The sequence below is a fragment of the Rahnella sp. P4_A8 genome (assembly GCF_056402435.1).
The window spans coordinates 1-17,083 of record NZ_JBFUHK010000023.1 but is presented as its reverse complement, the minus strand read 5'-3'; the positions used below and the strand labels follow the sequence as shown (position 1 = coordinate 17,083).

General features: G+C 51.0%; 18 protein-coding genes and 1 pseudogene. 8 read left to right on the top strand and 11 right to left on the bottom strand.

What is annotated here, in order from left to right; translation table 11 throughout:
* Window positions 1-91 precede the first annotated feature (91 nt).
* From panB to panD, 3 genes are all read left to right on the top strand, one after another.
* Window positions 92-886 (top strand): 3-methyl-2-oxobutanoate hydroxymethyltransferase, encoded by a 795-nt coding sequence (panB, locus tag AC1DUO_RS13500; RefSeq protein WP_013576949.1) that lies wholly within the window; start codon window positions 92-94, stop codon window positions 884-886.
* Between the two features lie 14 nt (window positions 887-900).
* Window positions 901-1,755, top strand: a complete 855-nt coding sequence (panC, locus tag AC1DUO_RS13495) for a pantoate--beta-alanine ligase (protein ID WP_119262089.1) — start codon at window positions 901-903, stop codon at window positions 1,753-1,755.
* A gap of 108 nt (window positions 1,756-1,863) precedes the next feature.
* A complete protein-coding gene (gene panD, locus AC1DUO_RS13490; protein ID WP_013576951.1) occupies window positions 1,864-2,244 on the top strand; it encodes an aspartate 1-decarboxylase in 381 nt (126 codons plus the stop codon).
* Between the two features lie 143 nt (window positions 2,245-2,387).
* Here the strand turns inward: panD and AC1DUO_RS13485 are convergent, their stop codons facing one another.
* Together AC1DUO_RS13485 and AC1DUO_RS13480 are read right to left on the bottom strand one after the other, a co-directional pair.
* Window positions 2,388-3,158 (bottom strand): ABC transporter permease, encoded by a 771-nt coding sequence (locus AC1DUO_RS13485; RefSeq protein ID WP_013576952.1) that lies wholly within the window; start codon window positions 3,156-3,158, stop codon window positions 2,388-2,390.
* Entirely contained in the window at window positions 3,158-4,081 is a 924-nt protein-coding gene (locus AC1DUO_RS13480; RefSeq protein WP_013576953.1) for an ABC transporter ATP-binding protein, read from the bottom strand. Before AC1DUO_RS13480 ends, AC1DUO_RS13485 begins: the two co-directional genes overlap by 1 nt.
* 135 nt (window positions 4,082-4,216) lie before the next feature.
* Between AC1DUO_RS13480 and can the strand changes: the two genes are divergently transcribed.
* Window positions 4,217-4,873 carry a carbonate dehydratase gene (can, locus tag AC1DUO_RS13475; RefSeq protein WP_013576954.1) on the top strand — a complete coding sequence of 219 codons (657 nt, stop codon included), beginning with the start codon at window positions 4,217-4,219 and terminating at the stop codon, window positions 4,871-4,873.
* A gap of 1,453 nt (window positions 4,874-6,326) precedes the next feature.
* Here the strand turns inward: can and AC1DUO_RS13470 are convergent.
* From AC1DUO_RS13470 to cueO, 9 genes and pseudogenes are all read right to left on the bottom strand, one after another.
* Window positions 6,327-6,443 (bottom strand): annotated as a pseudogene (locus AC1DUO_RS13470) (STM2901 family protein); the annotation flags it as partial.
* Between the two features lie 252 nt (window positions 6,444-6,695).
* Window positions 6,696-7,232: a hypoxanthine phosphoribosyltransferase gene (hpt, locus tag AC1DUO_RS13465; protein ID WP_013576959.1), complete on the bottom strand. Its 537-nt coding sequence runs from the start codon at window positions 7,230-7,232 to the stop codon at window positions 6,696-6,698.
* Window positions 7,233-7,445: 213 nt separating this feature from the next.
* Complete coding sequence (srlR, locus tag AC1DUO_RS13460) at window positions 7,446-8,219, bottom strand: glucitol operon DNA-binding transcriptional repressor SrlR (RefSeq protein ID WP_013576960.1); 774 nt, start codon at window positions 8,217-8,219, stop codon at window positions 7,446-7,448.
* A gap of 79 nt (window positions 8,220-8,298) precedes the next feature.
* Complete coding sequence (gutM, locus tag AC1DUO_RS13455) at window positions 8,299-8,661, bottom strand: transcriptional regulator GutM (protein ID WP_013576961.1); 363 nt, start codon at window positions 8,659-8,661, stop codon at window positions 8,299-8,301.
* Between the two features lie 86 nt (window positions 8,662-8,747).
* Window positions 8,748-9,527: a sorbitol-6-phosphate dehydrogenase gene (srlD, locus tag AC1DUO_RS13450; protein ID WP_013576962.1), complete on the bottom strand. Its 780-nt coding sequence runs from the start codon at window positions 9,525-9,527 to the stop codon at window positions 8,748-8,750.
* Between the two features lie 22 nt (window positions 9,528-9,549).
* Window positions 9,550-9,912, bottom strand: coding sequence for a PTS glucitol/sorbitol transporter subunit IIA (gene srlB / locus AC1DUO_RS13445; protein ID WP_013576963.1), 363 nt, complete (start codon window positions 9,910-9,912; stop codon window positions 9,550-9,552).
* Between the two features lie 9 nt (window positions 9,913-9,921).
* On the bottom strand, window positions 9,922-10,911 hold the full coding sequence (srlE, locus tag AC1DUO_RS13440) for a PTS glucitol/sorbitol transporter subunit IIB (protein ID WP_013576964.1): 990 nt from the start codon (window positions 10,909-10,911) through the stop codon (window positions 9,922-9,924).
* Between the two features lie 47 nt (window positions 10,912-10,958).
* Window positions 10,959-11,507, bottom strand: coding sequence for a PTS glucitol/sorbitol transporter subunit IIC (gene srlA / locus AC1DUO_RS13435; RefSeq protein WP_013576965.1), 549 nt, complete (start codon window positions 11,505-11,507; stop codon window positions 10,959-10,961).
* Window positions 11,508-11,765: 258 nt separating this feature from the next.
* Window positions 11,766-13,379 carry a multicopper oxidase CueO gene (gene cueO, locus AC1DUO_RS13430; protein WP_119262090.1) on the bottom strand — a complete coding sequence of 538 codons (1,614 nt, stop codon included), beginning with the start codon at window positions 13,377-13,379 and terminating at the stop codon, window positions 11,766-11,768.
* A gap of 210 nt (window positions 13,380-13,589) precedes the next feature.
* Here cueO and AC1DUO_RS13425 point away from each other — a divergent pair, with 210 nt between their 5' ends.
* The 4 genes from AC1DUO_RS13425 to AC1DUO_RS13410 all read left to right on the top strand — a co-directional run.
* Window positions 13,590-13,937, top strand: a complete 348-nt coding sequence (locus AC1DUO_RS13425; protein WP_013576967.1) for a YacC family pilotin-like protein — start codon at window positions 13,590-13,592, stop codon at window positions 13,935-13,937.
* A gap of 213 nt (window positions 13,938-14,150) precedes the next feature.
* A complete protein-coding gene (gene speE, locus AC1DUO_RS13420; protein ID WP_013576968.1) occupies window positions 14,151-15,026 on the top strand; it encodes a polyamine aminopropyltransferase in 876 nt (291 codons plus the stop codon).
* Between the two features lie 28 nt (window positions 15,027-15,054).
* Entirely contained in the window at window positions 15,055-15,849 is a 795-nt protein-coding gene (gene speD / locus AC1DUO_RS13415) for an adenosylmethionine decarboxylase (RefSeq protein WP_013576969.1), read from the top strand.
* Between the two features lie 520 nt (window positions 15,850-16,369).
* On the top strand, window positions 16,370-17,083 hold a 714-nt coding region (locus AC1DUO_RS13410), incomplete at its 3' end, for a hypothetical protein (protein WP_477987605.1).

Genomic DNA, 17,083 nt, shown 5'->3' with positions numbered 1-17,083 from the left:
CCCGTTATCAAACAAGCTGTCTGACTTTCGGCTCATACAGTAGAATACTGGCATCGTATTCATCCGATGAATTATTCAAAGGAACGTGTTCATGAAACCAACCACGCTGAGCCAGCTTCGCCAATGGAAGCAGGAAAAACATAAATTTGCGACCATTACCGCGTATGACGCCAGTTTTGCGCAGCTGTTTGCGGAACAAGGGATCAGCGTCATGCTGATTGGCGATTCTCTGGGCATGGTCGTTCAGGGTCAGGATTCCACCCTGCCAGTGACGGTAGAAGAGATTGCTTACCATACGCGCTGTGTGCGTCGCGGCGCACCTCACGCGTTATTGCTCGCTGACCTGCCGTTCATGAGTTACGCCACGCCGGAGCAGGCGTTTGAAAGCGCCGCCGTGCTGATGCGCGCGGGCGGCAATATGGTCAAGCTCGAAGGCGGAAGCTGGCTGTGTGATACGGTCAGAATGCTGACCGAACGCGCAGTGCCGGTATGTGGCCATCTGGGGCTGACGCCACAGTCGGTGAATATTTTCGGCGGCTACAAAGTTCAGGGTCGCGATGAAGTCGCCGCCAATCAGCTGATCAAAGATGCGATGATGCTCGAAGAAGCGGGTGCGCAACTGCTGGTGCTGGAATGTGTGCCGGTCGATCTGGCACGCCGCGTCACCGAAGAACTCAGTATTCCGGTTATCGGCATCGGCGCAGGCAATGTGACCGACGGCCAGATTCTGGTGATGCACGACGCATTCGGCATTACCGGCGGCCATACGCCAAAATTCGCCAAAGACTTCCTCAGCGAAGCGGGCGATATTCGTGGCGCGGTGCGTTTGTATGTTGATCAGGTCGCGCAAGGCGTGTATCCGGGTGAAGAACATTCCTTTAAATAATCGGGAGAAGGCTGGTGTTGATAATTGACAGCGTGGCGCTGCTGCGTCGCGAAATCCGGGATTTTCGTAAGAATAACAAACGTATCGCGCTGGTGCCGACCATGGGCAATCTGCACGAAGGCCATATGACGCTGGTGGAAGAAGCCAAAGCCCGCGGCGATGTGGTCGTGGTGAGTATTTTCGTCAACCCGATGCAGTTCGAGCGCCCGGATGACCTCGAGCGTTATCCGCGCACCTTGCAGGAAGACTGTGAGAAGCTGAACAAACGCGGCGTGGATCTGGTATTTGCGCCGTCACCGGCAGAAGTCTATCCGAAAGGTCTGGCGATCCAAACACAGGTTGATGTGCCAGTGATTTCCACCATTCTGGAAGGTGCGAGCCGTCCGGGACATTTCCGTGGCGTCTCCACCATCGTCAGCAAACTGTTCAATCTGGTGCAGCCGCAGGTGGCCTGTTTCGGGCAAAAAGACTTCCAGCAACTGGCGCTGCTGCGCACCATGGTGGAAGACATGGGCTACGATATTGAGATAGTGGGCGTGCCAATTGTGCGCGCTAAAGACGGTCTGGCACTGAGTTCACGCAACGGCTATCTGACTGCCGAGGAACGTAAACTCGCACCCCAGCTTAACAAAATCATGAATGCGCTGGCTGAACGGCTGAGCCAGGGCGAGCGCCATGTCGATGAAATGTTGCAGGAAACCGCGCAGCAACTTCGCGAAGCGGGTTTCACGCCGGACGAACTGTTTATCCGTGATGCGAAAACCTTGCAGGAGTTGTCCGTCGACAGTACATCTGCGGTGATCCTGATGGCGGCCTGGCTGGGTAAAGCCAGACTGATTGATAATCAGGAGGTTGATCTGACGCAGTAGACAGCGCAGGTCAAATCGGCAACTATGTTGGCCGCCGGAAAACATCAGTATTTGGCTATGTCAGACCGGCGGGTTCCCAGACTATTTACGCACGAAGGGTCACACGCAATGGTACGTACAATGCTGCAAGGCAAACTGCACCGGGTTCACGTAACTCAGGCAGATTTGCATTACGAAGGCTCCTGCGCCATCGATCAGGACTTTCTCGATGCCTCAGGCATTCTGGAATACGAAGCAATTGATATTTATAACGTTGATAACGGTCAGCGTTTCTCGACATACGCCATCGCGGCAGAACGCGGTTCGCGTATTATTTCGGTCAACGGCGCGGCAGCGCGTTGTGCCTGTGTCGGCGATCTGCTGATCATCTGTTCTTACGTGCAGATGTCAGATGAACAAGCCCGCCAGCACAAACCGAAAGTGGCCTATTTCGAAGGTGAAAACCAACTGAAACGCACCGCCAAAGCCGTGCCTGTTCAGGTGGCTTGATAAAACGCCTTCCCCTGCGAAGGGGGAGGATGGGAGGGGGTTTTAAATACAAAGCAATGAGTTAAAGCACACTTTGAATTTAGTTTTTGACCTTGATACCCCACCCCAGCCCTCCCCTTCGCAGGGGAGGGAGCACAGAAAAATCAACTTCTCAGACCACGCCCGCGCTCGATCAAGTACCACGCCAGCCAATAAAACACCGCGATAAATGCCACCAGCACGCTCATGGTAAACACCAGCGGCACGTCAGAAATCCCCAGGAAACCGTAACGGAAACCGCTGATCATGTAGACGATCGGGTTCAGCTTAGAGATCGCCTGCCAGATTGGCGGCAACAGGGAAAGCGAGTAGAACACGCCACCCAGATAAGTCAGCGGGGTCAGCACAAAGGTCGGGATCAGGCTGATATCGTCAAACGTTGTTGCAAACACGGCGTTCAGCAGACCGCCCAGAGAAAACAGGATCGCGGTCAGTAACAGTGTCAGCGCAATGATCCACCAGGAATGGATCACCAGCGGCACGAAGAACAACGAGATCGCCGTGACCAGGATCCCCACGCAGATCCCGCGCGCCACGCCGCCGCCGACATAACCGGCAATAACGACATGCGTCGGCACCGGAGCCACCAGCAGTTCTTCAATATTGCGCTGGAATTTGGCGCTGAAGAACGACGAGGCCACGTTGGCGTAGGAGTTAGTGATCACCGCCATCATGATAAGCCCCGGCACGATAAACTGCATGTAGGTGAAACCGTGCATGTTGCCAATCTGTGCGCCGATCAGATTACCAAAGATGATGAAATATAAGGTCATGGTGATGACCGGCGGAACCAGCGTTTGGATCCAGATGCGACCAAACCGGTTGATCTCTTTCAGCCAGATACTTTTGAGTGCCACCCAATACAATTGCGACATTATTTCTTTTCCTCGCTGCCGTTCACCAGCGTGACAAACAGCTCTTCCAGACGGTTCGCCTTGTTACGCATACTCAATACCTGCACGCCCTGCTTGCTCAGTTGGCTGAACAGGGAGTTCAGTCCCTGCTCGCGCATGACTTCCACTTCCAGCGTTGACGTATCCGTCAGCTTACTGCGATAACCTTCCAGCACCGGCAGCGGGCTTTTCGCCCCTAAATCCAGAATGAAAGTTTCAGATTTAAGCTTAGAGAGCAGTTCCTTCATGCTGGTGTTTTCCACCAACTGGCCGCCCTGAATAATACCGATGTTACGGCACAGCATTTCCGCTTCTTCCAGATAGTGCGTGGTCAGAATGATGGTCGTGCCCTGTGCGTTCAGCTCTTTCAGGAAGCCCCACATTGAGCGACGTAATTCGATATCCACACCCGCCGTTGGCTCATCGAGGATCAGCAATTTTGGCTCGTGCATCAGCGCACGGGCGATCATCAGACGACGCTTCATCCCGCCGGACAGCATGCGCGAACGCTCGTTGCGTTTGCCCCAGAGATCCAACTGCGTCAGATATTTTTCAGCACGTTGCAATGCCAGCGGACGTGGCACGCCGTAATAACCGGCCTGATTAACCACCACCTGCATGACGGTTTCAAACGGGTTGAAGTTAAATTCCTGCGGCACCAGCCCGAGCTGACGTTTAGCGTTGACGATATCTTTATCGATGTCATAGCCAAACACCTGCACTTTGCCGGCGGTTTTGTTGACCAGTGAACTGATGATGCCAATGGTGGTGGATTTACCCGCACCGTTTGGCCCAAGCAGGGCATAAAAATCGCCAGCTTCGACGCGCAGATCGATTCCACGCAAAGCCTGTACACCACCGGCGTAAGTTTTGGTTAACTTTTCCAGTTCCAATGCATAATTCATAAAGGGAGCGTACCTTCTTGTGAAAACCCTGTTGTAAGAATGAGTAAACGGAGATGCCGAATCAGTTTGAAAAGTCGGGGCATTGCCCTATATTACTCCATCGCAGTCAGCTCGTAACACAGGCTATTAACATCAATGAATGACATAGAAAGACTCATCAGCAATAACGCAGCCTGGTCCAAAACCATGATTGATGAAGATCCTGGTTTCTTTGAGCGGCTTTCCCAATCTCAAAAACCCCGCTTTCTGTGGATTGGCTGTTCTGACAGCCGTGTTCCCGCCGAGCGCCTGACAGGGCTTGAGCCAGGCGAACTGTTCGTTCACCGTAACGTTGCCAACCTGGTCATCCACACCGACCTTAACTGCCTGTCCGTTGTGCAATATGCTATCGACGTGCTGGAAGTCGAACACGTGATTATCTGCGGTCACTACGGCTGTGGCGGTGTGCAGTCGGCGGTTGAAAACCCTGAACTGGGTTTGATTAATAACTGGTTGTTGCATATCCGGGACATCTGGTACAAACACAGTTCCCTGCTGGGCGAACTGTCGCCAGAGAAGCGCCTCGATAAGTTATGTGAACTGAACGTGGTTGAGCAAGTTTACAACCTCGGCCACTCCACCGTGATGCAATCGGCCTGGAAACGCGGCCAGAAAGTCACGCTGCACGGCTGGGTTTACGGCATTCTGGACGGACGTCTGCGCAACCTAGAAGTTGATGCCACCAGCCGCGAAACACTGGAACAGCGCTACCGTCAGGGCGTCTCCGCCTTGCTGAACGGCGACCCGCAATAACAAGCCGCCCTACTCTACAGAAATTCAAAAAACAAAAGGCACAAAAATGTGCCTTTTTTAGTGCCTTTTTATTACTCAGCGCCGTTCAACAGTATCTGAACCTGTCAGTCTGATGTTCTCAATTGTCGACGGAGATATAAGCACGCACCAGAATAGCGCATCGTTGCTTCTGCCCCTGACCCGGAGGTTTTGACCGCAAAAAGCGTCTCCGGCGCGCCCCGGCGTTCTGCCAATAACTGCGGGTTGATTAAAAGCTCAGTCACGGAGAATCGACGCCTGTCGGTGTTCAACACAGGGAGAGGAGATTAGTATCACTTGTATCTGTCCAGAAAATCTAATCATAAACAAAGCACTGAGTAAGTATTACGAAACAAAAATGAGTTTAAATGACACCGGATGCCAGACAAGCGAGCAAATAACGTGTAAATAAGAACAATGTCTTGTTCTCTCAGCGCATGGATAGTCAGAAACATTAGCGTATGAGCTTTTTACAATTCCTGGCCTGTTCTTTTCGCTACCCCTGCCGATTTTTATTTCAGCCGCATTAAGAAGCAGTCAGCAAGGTATTCAATAAAAATTCACATGGCAAGCTTACTAGGAAATGTCTTAGCCATAATTTATATTACAAAACCTATCCCCTGTTCAGATAAGGGTTGTATATAGAAATTCAAAATAAGAACAATCTTGGTAAAAGAAGTCATTACTAAAAACTAACAGAACCCCCACATATTCCCTTACGGTTTGCAAGAAAAATCCCCTTGCTAATTTCAAAAGAAATTATGTAAAGTACACTCGAGATAAAGAGTACTAATTAAGATAATAAAATCAAATAAATAACATTTAGCAAAAATTCATACACAGCAAAAGTCAGTCCGAGAGGTTTACGTGAAAAGTAATCATGTTGATGAGCATGCTACATGCGGATTCTGTGATAGTAAATTAAAGGAAAACAGCACCCTATGTCCTTATTGTGGTGCTGAAATAATCATGGCCTATATTGACAGACCTACGAGGAAGTTAATTTTATATTTACGGATCATTTTGATTTTTATTTCAGCTCTTTTAATCCTGTTACTCTACCAAAACTATAACTTTGTTAATCTATCTGTCATTTTAGCGATACCTTTATTCTTACTTGCCTGGGTTATGCCATGGTTATTTTTCAGAATAAAAAACAAGGATAACTATATTTGGAGGAAAAAGAACCCGCTGATTTAGTTTAAAATATTTTTTTGTAATATAAGGCACTGAGGTTATAGCACTATGATTTAGTTACCTCCTCTTTCTACCCTCTTACTTTACTCAACCAGGCAACATTTTTGCAGACGCAGAGGTCGCTTTGAGCCTGAAATCGTAACGACGGTAAATGAGGAGGTTACTTGAAGTTATTTTCCTGGGAAAACCAATGAATTCCAACCCCGGCTTTATGGAGAAGAACTGCATGCAGTACCCGCAAGGATTTTTTATTAATGACATTTTCACAGCAAATCATGAAAAATAATTCTCCTGCAGTCAGGTTCGATTTTCCTGCATAGAAATAAGTACCATTAAGTTCCTCAACTGTATCTAGTTTTTATCTTTTCATCCCTGATTATTTTCATTAACTTATTTATTCCATTAACTGACATGCATTATATGAAACTATAATAATCCATGTAAATATTAAAAATAACCTATACCTAAAAAGCAGAAGTTTCAATTTTACCGGATATCAAGCAGATAAGTTGAATAGATTATTTATTATTTGAAATGAATATAAAAAAACGGCCTCCAAATCTGAAGGCCGTTTTTAATTAACTGCTGTGCGGGGCGCAGCCGAACTTTACTCGTCCAGCATCACAACCTTACCAACATACGGCAGATGGCGATAACGCTGGGCGTAGTCGATGCCGTAGCCGACAACGAATTCGTCGGGGATCGGGAAACCGACGTATTCGACTTTTACGTCCACTTCGCGGCGCTCGGGTTTATCCAGCAGGGTACAAATGGCCAGAGATTTCGGGCCACGCAGTTGCAGGATTTCACGCACTTTGCTCAGCGTATTGCCGGAGTCGATAATGTCTTCGACGATCAACACATCTTTACCGCGAATGTCTTCGTCGAGATCTTTGAGAATCTTAACGTCGCGGGTGGTAGACATGCCGTTGCCATAACTGGAGGCAGTCATGAAATCCACTTCGTGCGGCACGTCCACGGCGCGACACAGGTCAGCCATAAACATGAAAGAACCGCGCAGCAATCCAACCAGCACCATTTCGCTGCCGCTGTCGCGGTAGTGTTCGGTGATTTCACGGCCCAACTCGGCAATTCGGGTTTTGACTTCCTCTTCGGAAATCATGACGTCAACACGATGTTTCATATAAAGACTAACCACCTGATTTAAGAATACTTATCGCTGTTTTTCAGAAAAACAGCGACCATATAGTGGAAAGGATTATATCAAAGAACCCGCCGATGAGTAGCGCTGGTGTCAGCTTCCTGTGTAACCGGGTCAGCTAAACTTAATCATTAGATACCGCGATATTTTTTATCCCAAAAGCACCATTTTTCAGATACGTAATTCAGTAATGCGTCACTCATCGTCTTCCCCGACCAGAATAATGCGGATCCCCAATTTTTCGATGGCATCGCGGTATTGGCTGCTAAGCCCGCTGTCGGTGATCAGCGTATCGACCTTGCCTAAGTGGCACACCACATTCGGGCTTTTGCGGCCAAATTTTGACGAATCCACCAGCAGGAAAATACGCTCAGCCGCTTTACACATCGCCTGACTGACGCCGTGAACTTCGTTGAATGTGGTAACACCGCCGTCGAGATCGACGCCATCTGCGCCGATAAACAGTTTGTCGAAATTGAATTTATCAAACGCGCTTTCGGCCAGACTGCCGTGGAAGGAGGAGGATTTTTTGCGATAGGTGCCGCCCGGCATCAGGATGGTCTGGTCATTATCCAGTTCCACCAGCGCATTGACGATATGCAGGCTGTTGGTCATGACGGTGATGTTATTAAACTGACTGAGGAAAGGCACCATCTGCATCACGGTGCTGCCCGCATCAAAAATCAGCGAGTCGCCGTCCTGAATTTCCTGAATAGCTGCGCGGGCAATGCGCAATTTTTTTCCGGTATTAATGTGGGTTTTACGGTCGATAGGCTGGTCGCCTTCTTCACGGCTGAGCACCACACCGCCGTAAGTGCGGATTACTGCACCCTCTTCTTCCAGCAGGGTGAGATCTTTGCGGATAGTGGTGCCGGTTGTGGCGAAATGCGCGGCGAGATCGTCCACCGCCGTCTTTCCAAATTGCTGTAAATGCTCCAGTATCGCCGCCTGCCGTTGCTTAGGTTTCATCACGATTTTCGCTCAAATTTTAAGATAAATTCACAGCCATCATTCTTTTTGAAAGATAATAGCTTTTAAAGTGAAAATATCATGATTTCGGTTCAATCGCTAATGATAGTGCAGTTTGAATATTCGGATCTTTCGGGAAGATCACACCTGTCATCAATTGTTCCCGGCTCATGCCATTAAGCGACGTTACCGGCCGGGGGCGGGCGAAAATCGTCAGGCCGCGCAGTAAAAAGCCGTCACAGACTTTTTCTTGTTTATCGAAAGCCAGCGCCAGTACCACTCTCGGTTTGAAACGTCCGCCGGAACGCCCGACGCCCACATTTCCCTGTAAACACAATCTGTCGAATGCCCGGTTAAAGCGCTGTAACTGCCACCAGCCGAGCGCGATTTGTGCCACCCAGGCCAGCACCGCACAGAATATTAATGCCGCAGTCGGGGTCATTATTTTCTCCTTAACATGATGTTGTTAATAACATGATGTTGTTAATGACAGAGTAATCCGCCCCTGCATAACAGAGGCGGAACACATCAGAACATCACCTGACCGCCGGTGATATTGATCGACTGACCAGTACAATACGAGGCTTTATCGCTGGCATAAAACAGCAGCATATCCAGCACATCCTGATAGTCGCACCCGCGTTTCAGCGGCACTTTATCGATGTAATACTGCTCGACTTCATCGGCCTGAATGCCCAGTTTTTTGGCGTATTGCGGTAATAATGACTGGAACATCGGCGATTTGAGTAAATTGCCCAGCATCAGCGAATGCACGGTAATACCGTACTCTGCCAGATCCAGCGCCAGAGACTGTGTCAGCCCCACGCCGCCGAATTTGGCCGCGCTGTAACCGGCATTATGTTTGCTGCCCACTTTGCCGGATTTGGAGTTGATCTGAATAATGCGTCCCGGAATACGGTCGCGGATCATCAGGCGCGAAAACTCACGGGCGCAAAGGAAATATCCCACCAGATTGACCTGCAACGAGAGATCAAAGTCGTTGAGGGCAAAATCCGTGATTGGCGATGCCTTCGCCATCCCTGCGCTGTATACCAGTAAACTGACCCTGCCGAACGTCTGATCCACCGCTTTCGCCAGTTGTTCTACGCTGGCTTCATTGGTGGCATCGACTGCAAATCCGAACGCCCTTTCCTCGCCAAACTGCCGGTTAATCTGCTCTGCCACCGATGCGGCATTCTTCTCATTCAAATCCGCCACCGCCACGCGATAGCCGGATTCAGCCAGCCCCTGACAGAGAAATGCGCCCAGCGTCTGCCCCCCGCCGATCACGACTGCAACCTGTTCCATAACTGACTCCTGACTCTGATAGTTAATCGATAAATTTCAATACGCTGCCCAGCGGAATATCGTCGGGCGTGGTGCCTTTTACATGTACGCTGCCGGGAAACTCAGCCTCGGCACTGCCGTCAAAACGCAGGGTGATATGCCCCAGCTCGCGCAGATTTTGCATCGCCACCTCTCCCACGGCGGTCACCGGATAACGCACATCAGCCAGTTCCATATACGCGCCACGATGCAATTCCCCTTCCATTTTCCCGGGCTGGTGAATGAAGCAATAATCCTGAATATCCGCTGGCGCCCCTTCACGGAAGGTGATCAGCATCTGGTCGGTTAAGGCTTCACGGGCGAAATCGCCGATTTGCGTAATAGTGGTTTGATAAATGGTTTGCACAGTGACTCCTTACTGGTAAATGAAAGCGGAAGCGGCCCAGGCGATAAGTACCGTCGGTGCGCCGGTCAGAAAACGGCTGACCAGCACCGAAGGCACGCCGACACGCACGGTGTCCTGTTTGGCTTCGGCGAGCGAAAGTCCGACAGGAATGAAATCGCACGCCGCCTGAGCGTTGATGGCGAAAAGTGCAGGCAGCGCCAGATGTGGCGGGATATTGCCCAGCCCGATCTGCACCCCCACCAGCACGCCGATAACCTGCGCAATCACCGCGCCCGGGCCGAGGAAAGGAGAAAGCAACGGGAAGGAACAGATCAGCGCCAGCATCACCAGCCCGACCGGGCTTTTCGCCAGCGGCGTCAGCCCGTGCGCCACCAGATCACCCAGCCCGGAGGCCATAATGATGCCGATCAGCGCCGCCACGAACGCCATAAATGGCAGGATGGTTTTGAGCACGGTGTCGATGGTGTCGCGCCCGGCCTGGAATAAAACGGCTACGCCGGAGCCCATCCCCATCCCGACTTTCGCCAGCAGGCCGTCGCTTTGTTCGGTAATTTTTTTAGTGGTGTCGTAGTCGCGTCCTGCCGCAGCCGGTGCGGGTTTAGCCGCTGCGCTTACCGGCTCAGCCGCCTCTGCGCTTTCCAGCACGATGTCATGCTCACGGACACCGGAAACATAAATGTCTTCGGTAATAAATTGTGCCAGCGGGCCGGATTTACCGGTCGAATGGATATTAACCGTCGGGATGCGTCGCTTTGGGTAGATGCCGCAGCGCAGCGTGCCGCCACAGTCGATTACCGCCACACCGATTTCCTCTGCCGGTGGCTCACCTTCTTTAAAACCGTCTACCGTTTCCCAGCCGGTCAGTTCTGCCAGCTTGTCGACAATCGCCGGGCGCGTGCCCGCCGTGATATACATCACTTTTTTGCCGGGCACCGCCTCAATCAGCAACGGACCACCCCAGCCACCTTCACCCCGGTTAATGCGAATCGTAACGCTCATTTTCTGCTCCGCTTTTTAGAATTTGACCTGATTAGAATTGAACCTGATTACAACTGAACCTCACGATCAAGCTGAATGCCCATCTTGCGTTCAAAGATGCGGGTGGTGAGATCCGTTACCCAGCCGCGGAAGAAGTTAGTCACCATACCGACCAGGAAATAACTGACGGCCAGCGGCCCGAGCGGTAATCCCAGCGTGGTCAGTCCGCTGGCAACGCCGAGATACACAAACAGTTCGCCGGGGTTAATATGCGGGAAGAGTCCGTTCATGGAATGGCAGCTGTAGGAGCCTGCGGCGTAATAGCTGGGTTTGTAGATTTCAGGCATAAAACGCCCGAGGCTGAGGGTCATCGGATTGCAGAAAACAAAGGTGCCAATCACCGGTAACAGCAGATAACGTGAAACCGGATTTCCGGCACAACGCTGCGCCAGACGTTCGATCCGCCGCTGTCCGACAAACACGATCAGCGCGTTCATGACGACCAGCAAACTAATTAAGAGAGGCAGAATGCCGGTGACCATGCCGACAAACACCTCTCCCCCTTTTTGAAACAGGCCGATAAACCACTCGGCACCGTGCGTTATTACATCGATCATCATCTTCTCCTGTAGGGATACGTGGGTTTAAGCTTTCATGTTTTGTTACTCCACGCTGAAAATATAATCATATTGAATTTATATTAATTATATATTGATCACATTTTGAAAGTTTAATCTTTCAAATTGAAAGATATATATTCGAAGGAGTAGCACAGGCAAAGAAAGAAACGGGAGGGAAAGGAAAGACGCGGGCCGGAGGATCGCCCCCGGCCGCTGATTTTTAAGAAATTACAGAAAGGAAAGCAGTAAACCGGATCACGCGGATACCGTAAAGCCGAGCATCATGCCGGTGTCTTCGTGTTCCAGCAGATGACAGTGCGCCATGTAAGCATGTTGTTTATCCGCCAGATGATTAAAGCGCACCAGCACTTCGCTGCGGGCGCCTTCAACGCGCACGATGTCCTTCCAGCCCTGACGATGGGGCGCGACCGGCTGACCGTTTTCAGAAAGAATACGGAACTGTGTGCCGTGGATATGGAAAGGATGCAGCATCATGTCGCCTTCGCCCGAAAGGGTCCATTTCTCATACTGGCCTTGTTTCACATCGAAAGCGGGCAGGTTCATGTCGTAGGCTTTGCCGTTAATTTTGTTGCCCTGCATGAAATCATAACCACCGGACGATTGACTCATGTCCATTCCTGCCATTCCTGCCATACCGCCATGACCGTCGTGACCGGAACCGGACATACCCGGCATTGCGGCCATCCCGCCCCCGCCGTGATCCATGCTCATGCCGGCCATCGCCTTGTGGCCATAACGTTTCATCAGCGCCGCCATACCCTGCTGATCAAGCTGCGGATCCATCATCAGTTGCAGCCAGCGGGTCGGCAGATTATCCACTGACACCAGCGCCGGAAGCGGCACCAGCGTGTCCGGCAATGAACTGCCGCTTTGGGTCAGCGTCGGCTGAATGCGTAACACCGGCAACGGTTTGTCGAACGGTGCCAGCGTCATGCCCATTTGCTTCACCGGCAGCGTGACCAGATCAAAGGCTTTGCCGTCGCTGCAATCAATCAGCACTTCAAAACGCTCGCCCATCAGCAGCGGCAAATCGCTGACTTTCACCGGCTCAGGCAGGAAACCGCCGTCACTGGCGATGACATACATCGGCCGCTGATCGCTGGTGGCGATATGCAGCGAGCGTGCATTACAGCCATTGAGTAAACGAAAACGTACCCAGCCACGGGAAATTCCGTGCTGCGGATACACCGCGCCGTTGGTCAGCATGTGTTGCCCGAACCAGCCGACGGCGGCGGTCATGACGTCCATCTGATAATCGATTTTACCGGCGTCGTTCAGGCGCTTATCCTGCAAAATGACCGGAATATCATCCACGCCCCAGCGTTTTGGGATCTGCAACAGGTCACTGCTTTCATCTTCGATCAGTACCAGCCCGGCGAGCCCCATCGCCACCTGATAACCGCTGGTCTGATGCGGATGCGGGTGGAACCAGCAGGTCGATGCGGGTTGATCAAGTTGCAAACTGACTTTGCGATTCTGGCCGGGTTCGATTAATCCCTGCGGCCCGCCATCCACGTCACCGGGAATTTCCAGCCCGTGCCAGTGAACGGTGCTGGCCACATCCAGCCGGTTATTGATGGTGACGCTGACCGGTTTCCCACGACGGATACGCAACGCGGGGCCGAGAAGATTACCGTTTACGCCCCAGGTTTCAGTGTTCACGCCAGGCAGAAACTGGCTCTGCCCGCGCTGTAATGTGAGCGTAATGGCGCTGCGGATATCCGGTTCGAGTAACGCCGGGATGGGCAATGCCGGGCGGTCAGCGGCGAGCGCGAAGCGGCTCCAGCCGGGCAGCATACTGGCGGCGCCCATCAGGGTCGTCCACTTCACGAAATCGCGTCGGTTCATTTTTCGGTCCTTTTGAAGGGTGATAACCAGACAGATGGCGCAGGCGTGCCATAATAGTACGACAGCCTATCCCTTCCCCTAAGGGGAAGGTCAAGCGGTTCAGCGGTAAAAGAAATTTGGTGCCGCTCAGTGCAAATATGGTAACGTCCTTTTAACTGCCTGTGAGCCAAGTCCTTCTGACTTTCAATCTACAAGAACAAGAACACACCCATGAAAAAAACAACACTGTGTTTGTTATTACTGTCGCTGCTCGGTTTCTCCTCCGCCAGTCAGGCGCTGAGTGAATCAGAAGCGGAAGATCTGGCGGATCTGACGGCAGTCTTCGTTTATCTGAAAAATAACTGCGGTTACGAACAACTGCCGAACACCCAAATCAAACGGGCTATCGTGTTTTTCGCCCAGCAAAACCGCTGGGACCTGAGCAATTACAACAGCTTTAACATGCAGTCGATGGGCGAAGAAAGCTACCGTGATCTGAGTGGGATCGCCGTGCCTAAACCGACAAAATGTAAGTCTCTGGCCCGCGACTCGCTGAGTTTACTGGCCTACACCAACTGAATCCTGTCAGCCGTTTTTCAGCCGTGTGCTCCGTCATTCTGATGCCGGAGCCTGTTTTCTTTCCCCCTGTCCCCCGATTTTTCGCACCACGCCTGCCTCGTCTACACTTAATCTACATTTACCTGTCTGAAATTCAACCGTGCATGGACAGGCAGAGTTAGCTATCATGTGCGCCCATTTTTATGGCTGCGATTGATCAGGAGAAACAACGACATGTCCCGGAACTCGTCATCCAAAGAAATATGGTATGAGACGCTGCACGCCCATTTTGGCCAGTACTTCAGCGTCGATAAAGAGCTATACCGTGAGAAAACCGATCATCAGGATCTGGTGATTTTCGAGAACGCGGCGCTGGGTCGCGTGATGGCGCTCGACGGCGTGGTGCAAACCACCGAGCGTGATGAATTCATTTACCACGAAATGCTGACCCACGTCCCGTTGTTCGCCCACGGCAGCGCCCGCAAGGTGCTGATCATTGGTGGCGGCGACGGCGCAATGCTGCGCGAAGTGTCTCGCCACAAAGGCGTGGAGTCGATCACGATGGTGGAAATTGATGCCGGCGTGGTGGAGTTTTGCCGCCAGTATCTGCCCAACCATAATGCCGGTTCTTATGACGATCCGCGTTTCAAACTGGTGATCGACGACGGCGTGAACTTCGTTAATCAGACCACTGAAACCTTCGACGTGATCATCTCCGACTGCACCGATCCCATCGGTCCCGGAGAAAGCCTGTTTACGTCGGCATTCTACGAAGGTTGTGCCCGTTGCCTCAATCCGGGCGGCATTTTCGTGGCACAAAATGGCGTGTGCTTCCTCCAGCAGGATGAAGCGGTGAACAGCCACACCAAACTGAGCCACTATTTCAGTGATGTCAGTTTCTATCAGGCCGCGATCCCGACCTATTACGGCGGCATCATGACCTTTGCCTGGGCGACCAACAGCCCGGAATATCGCCAGATTGACAGCAAAACCTTGCAGGCGCGTTTCGACGCCGCAGACATAACTTGCCGTTATTACAATCCGGCGATTCATCACGGCAGCTTTGCCCTGCCGCAATATTTACTGAATGCCCTGTCAGCCGCACGCTGATACAGCATCCATAAGGGGGTGAACTAAATTGCAAAAGCTGAAACTGCATGGCTTCAACAACCTGACCAAAAGCCTGAGTTTTTGTATCTACGATATCTGCTACGCCAAAACCGCAGACGATCGTGATGGCTACATTGCCTACATTGACAAAGAATATAACGCCAACCGTTTGACGGAAATTCTCACCGAAACCTGCTCCATTATCGGTGCCAATATCCTCAACGTGGCGCGACAGGATTACGAACCACAGGGCGCCAGCGTGACGATTTTAGTGAGCGAAGAGCCGATGGACCCGCGTGATGTCGATACCACCGAGCATCCGGGCCCGTTGCCGAATTCCGTGGTCGCGCATCTGGATAAAAGCCATATCTGTGTGCATACCTATCCGGAAAGCCATCCCGAAGGCGGGCTGTGTACCTTCCGCGCTGACATTGAAGTCTCGACCTGTGGCGTGATTTCGCCGCTGAAAGCGCTGAACTATCTGATTCATCAGCTTGAATCCGACATCGTCACCATCGATTACCGTGTCCGGGGTTTCACCCGCGACGTGAACGGTGTTAAACACTACATCGACCATTCCATCAATTCGATTCAGAACTTCATGTCGCAGGATATGAAAGCACTGTACGACATGATGGACGTCAACGTGTATCAGGAAAACATCTTCCATACCAAGATGTTACTGAAAGAGTTCGATCTCAAACATTACTTGTTTAATGCCAAACCGGATGAACTGAGCGCGCAAGAGCGTAAAGAAATCACCGATTTGCTCTACAAGGAAATGCAGGAAATCTATTACGGCCGCAATCTGCCGTCAGTCTGATCAGAGCTGAATAAAGGAAAGGCCGGGCATTTTTGAAATGTCCGGCCTTTCTTTTGTATAGACAAATTCTGATATTGAATATTCCCCCGCCTGAAACTCAATAAGCATTACTTAAGTAAAATATATTTACATGGATGAATACCCGCTATACTCCTTAAGACAAATTAATATCAAAACAGTCATTAAATCTTTATTTAAGCTAAATTTAACGATGAAGGATCTGATATTTAAGCCAAATTACAGAAATAATATACAGATATTAAGTCAAACAAAATTGTTATATAACCAATAATTTAGCTTATGACAGATCAAAAGATCGTTTTTTTACTAAAAACAGATAAATAACTTTAATTATCCCCCTCCTGACATTAGCATCCCCTTATTGCTTACTAAGCAACCAGCTCCATCYACCCGTAAGTAGAAATAAAACATGAAAATGATTAAATTAAAGACCGTATCCAGCTTGCTGGTCGCGAGTTCTTTATTGGTTTCCGGGGTTTCCCGGGCCGGGGAAAGTTTGTTGAGCAGCAATACCGAAGGGATGCGGCACTATGTGAGTTATGGTGCCGAATATTACAAGTGGGACGAATCCGTCAGTAATATGGACGGTAAATATGTTGCTGAACATGGCCCGCGCCTGCGCGTTAATTTCGGATCCAATAACTATCTCGATACCCAAAGCGGCTTATTAAAAGCCTGGGACATGAGCGTGATGTTCGGGATCGTCCGTTATAAAGGCAGTACGCTGGACGATCAGGCCAACGTGGCGAACGGCTCGCTGAAGGGCAAAACCTATTACACCGGCTACAGCGCGGACATGACCCGTGGCTACCGTTACCGGGCATCCGACAGTGTGTCTTTCGATATGAAAGGCGCTGTCGGCGGCCAGGCGTGGGTGCGAAATATCCGCTCTGACGATGTGTATATTGCCTCACAAAACACCACCCGGCAGTACACCGCCGTTGAAGTGTCTTTGCAGCCTTACGCCAAAGCGTCACTGGGGGCGAACTGGCAAATGACCGCAGATTCACGTCTGAGTCTGGAAGGCGGTGCGCTGTATCCGATTAAAACCTGGACGCACAGCAATCAGGGAGGGGTCTGGCTGGAGCCGAAATCCAGGCTTTCGCCATTTACCAGCCTGACCTGGAATATCAACAAAGATGTTTTTGTGAAAGCCAGTTATGTGCATCAGAAATACGGTAAGTCGGACGAGAAACAGGGTGACCTGAACGGA

Coding starts and splice junctions, on each gene's coding strand:
- panB (WP_013576949.1), top strand. CDS start 92: ATGAAACCAACCACGCTGAGCCAGCTTCGCCAATGGAAGCAGGAAAAA.
- panD (WP_013576951.1), top strand. CDS start 1,864: ATGGTACGTACAATGCTGCAAGGCAAACTGCACCGGGTTCACGTAACT.
- AC1DUO_RS13485 (WP_013576952.1), bottom strand. CDS start 3,158: ATGTCGCAATTGTATTGGGTGGCACTCAAAAGTATCTGGCTGAAAGAG.
- AC1DUO_RS13480 (WP_013576953.1), bottom strand. CDS start 4,081: ATGAATTATGCATTGGAACTGGAAAAGTTAACCAAAACTTACGCCGGT.
- can (WP_013576954.1), top strand. CDS start 4,217: ATGAATGACATAGAAAGACTCATCAGCAATAACGCAGCCTGGTCCAAA.
- hpt (WP_013576959.1), bottom strand. CDS start 7,232: ATGAAACATCGTGTTGACGTCATGATTTCCGAAGAGGAAGTCAAAACC.
- srlR (WP_013576960.1), bottom strand. CDS start 8,219: ATGAAACCTAAGCAACGGCAGGCGGCGATACTGGAGCATTTACAGCAA.
- gutM (WP_013576961.1), bottom strand. CDS start 8,661: ATGACCCCGACTGCGGCATTAATATTCTGTGCGGTGCTGGCCTGGGTG.
- srlD (WP_013576962.1), bottom strand. CDS start 9,527: ATGGAACAGGTTGCAGTCGTGATCGGCGGGGGGCAGACGCTGGGCGCA.
- srlE (WP_013576964.1), bottom strand. CDS start 10,911: ATGAGCGTTACGATTCGCATTAACCGGGGTGAAGGTGGCTGGGGTGGT.
- srlA (WP_013576965.1), bottom strand. CDS start 11,507: ATGATCGATGTAATAACGCACGGTGCCGAGTGGTTTATCGGCCTGTTT.
- cueO (WP_119262090.1), bottom strand. CDS start 13,379: ATGAACCGACGCGATTTCGTGAAGTGGACGACCCTGATGGGCGCCGCC.
- AC1DUO_RS13425 (WP_013576967.1), top strand. CDS start 13,590: ATGAAAAAAACAACACTGTGTTTGTTATTACTGTCGCTGCTCGGTTTC.
- speE (WP_013576968.1), top strand. CDS start 14,151: ATGTCCCGGAACTCGTCATCCAAAGAAATATGGTATGAGACGCTGCAC.